Origin of the sequence: Pontibacter vulgaris (assembly GCF_022758145.1) — a bacterium.
Lineage (GTDB): Bacteria > Bacteroidota > Bacteroidia > Cytophagales > Hymenobacteraceae > Pontibacter > Pontibacter vulgaris.
Genome location: NZ_JAJVDH010000022.1, coordinates 1 through 2,423, shown reverse-complemented (window position 1 = coordinate 2,423; position 2,423 = coordinate 1). Strand labels below are relative to the sequence as shown.

Here is a 2,423-nt window from a genome sequence, read left to right as displayed (position 1 = left end):
TATGTTAGGGTTTATGTCGGGAATGTATACAAATAAGAAGCTGAACAGTATCATTGTAGCTGTTGGTGTAGTAGCTTTTGCCGGCTCACTGTTCATGCTAAGGGAACAGGCCTTCGTGGATGATAAACAGTTTCTAAAATCCATGATCCCGCATCACTCCTCAGCCATTCTGGTAAGTCAGGAAGCAAACATAAAAGACCCTGAAGTGAAGAGGCTAACGGAGCAGATCATAGAATCTCAGGAAAAAGAAATAGCAGAAATGAAGGCAATCCTAACCAGAATGAGGTAAATCTTATACTGTATCTATGGCCGGATCTTAGTCTTGGTGATGCATGTATAAAAACGAAGCTGCCTCTTTACTGAGGGGCAGCTTCGTTTGATAATAAGGTGGACTATTTCACTACCAAAGAATAGTTTAGACCTGTTAAGTTTTTACTGCTATATTTTCCTGAAATGGATCTTGTTTTCATCTTCCCAGACACAAAGCGTTTTTTTATCCGGCATTTCAGCAGTTTCAATATAGCTGCCTTTCCCTACCACAGTTTCCGTATCTGCATTCAGGAATTTTAGTTTCAGATCTGAACCATCTTTCCAGGCAATAACCGGATTTGTTTTGCCGCTGATGCGGCAGTTCCGGCCTCTGCCAACTTGCACTTCCTGTTGGCCAGGCTTTGCATAGAAGACATTACCTTCCCGTTGCCAGGAAGTGTGAATCGCATTCTTACTATCCAGTAGAATGCCCCCGCCGTCCATGGGACATCCTTCCAGTTTCCAGGTGCCATTCCCTAGTTTCTGTGGCTGAGAAAAGTGTTGCCCGTTGTCAGTTGATTTGGTCAGGTAAAAATCCCGGGAGCCATCTACCCAGTTTCTGAACATCAGGATTACCTGCTTGCCTTCCACGACTATACTTGGCTTACAGCATTCGCACACGGTGCTGTCTGGCGATACGTATACTATCTTGTTTTCTGACCATGCGGCGGCGTTTCCTGTAGTGGAGGCAAACACAATCTTGTTTTGTTTGGTGTTTCTTACATCCAGCCACACAGCATAAAAGGTGTCTTGTTCATCGGAGGCGATACTCATCAGGCCTTCTGGCACTGAGCCCGGTATGTCATTTACACCAGCTGCCTTTATCCACTTATTTATATCATGGTCCAGTCTGTAGGTATGGATATTACCCTGCTTATCTATGGCAGTTACCACCGAGTAATTCATGGAGCTGGCAATCTGAGGCCCCATGGACATGCCCAAATACAAGCCCTTCAGCTGCCCCACCAGTACAGGTTCTGAGAAGGTTTGTCCGTTATCCCTGGACGTGACACAATAAATTCTGTTTTCCAAGCCATACACTACCCTGGTATCCCCTTTTGTATCTACTGCGATCTGTGGCTGACGACCTGCCAGGAGCAGGGTGTTTGTCGTTTCTTTTTCTGTTTTGCTACAGGAGGCATTTAAAATAAGAAACAAGACAAACGTTAGAAGCTGTAATGGTGCCCTCATTCTTTACAAGTATAAGACAAAGTATACTGTAAGATAAGAGAATTCTCGGAAAGATCCCGCTTGAAGGCAGGTAAGCGAACATGCCTGATGAATACATACAGGCCTTAAAGCGTAGCCGTTGCACAACCTGGTGTAACCATCCGCGTTCATTTTAAGCAAAAACATATATTCCTATGGAAATAATAAAGTTCAAAACCAACGTAGAGAATGAGGAAGCTTTATCCAGGGTAGCGCCTTACCTGGATAAAGAAGAAAGTATCAGCAGGTGGAAGCTAGATACTGGAAGCACAGAAAATATTTTAAGTGTCTCCGGTACAGACCTTGATTCCCAAAAGATTGAAAATGTGGTGCAACAAGCAGGATTCAAAGCTGAAATCATCCGGGTTATAGGCATCAGTGGCAAGGACTTGTAAAACCGCTAACATTAGCCATCAGAAATTTTTCGGACACAGCCTTTCAGTAAATTGTGCCGGAGTGTCACCCATGCGCCCTTCTTTTAATTAATGACCATTGTCATTGTTTATTAAAAGATAAGCTCCGTATATTACTATAGTTCAGGTTTTATACGCGGCACGGCATGATTGAAAAAATTGTTTCCTGGTCCATTCGCAACCGCTTCTTTGTATTGCTCGGCATTATACTGGTGGTGGTAGGCGGGTTTTATTCCATTAAAGAGACCCCTGTGGACGCCTTGCCCGACCTATCTGAAAACCAGGTGATCATCTATACGGAGTATATGGGGCGGAACCCCAAGATCATGGAAGACCAAATCACTTATCCGTTGGTCTCAAATCTGCAGGGGATTCCTAAGATCAAATCCATTCGTGCCGCTTCCATGTTCGGCATGAGCTTCATTTTCGTGGTATTTCTGGATGAGGTGGACGTGTACTGGGCACGTACTCGTGTGCTAGAGCGCCTCAATT

At 44.3% G+C, this 2,423-nt stretch carries 4 protein-coding genes; 3 read left to right on the top strand and 1 reads right to left on the bottom strand.

The genetic code is table 11. The features are described from left to right. The coding region (locus LWP20_RS18095) for a DUF305 domain-containing protein (protein ID WP_242929587.1) at window positions 1–289 on the top strand (289 nt) is incomplete at its 5' end. Between the two features lie 149 nt (window positions 290–438). Here LWP20_RS18095 and LWP20_RS18090 read toward each other — a convergent pair. After that, window positions 439–1,500, bottom strand: a complete 1,062-nt coding sequence (locus LWP20_RS18090; protein WP_242929586.1) for a sialidase family protein — start codon at window positions 1,498–1,500, stop codon at window positions 439–441. Window positions 1,501–1,673: 173 nt separating this feature from the next. Here LWP20_RS18090 and LWP20_RS18085 point away from each other — a divergent pair, with 173 nt between their 5' ends. Both LWP20_RS18085 and LWP20_RS18080 read left to right on the top strand, forming a co-directional pair. After that, window positions 1,674–1,913, top strand: coding sequence for a copper chaperone (locus tag LWP20_RS18085; protein WP_242929585.1), 240 nt, complete (start codon window positions 1,674–1,676; stop codon window positions 1,911–1,913). A gap of 164 nt (window positions 1,914–2,077) precedes the next feature. Next, window positions 2,078–2,423: efflux RND transporter permease subunit (locus LWP20_RS18080; protein WP_242929584.1), on the top strand; the 346-nt coding region annotated here is incomplete at its 3' end.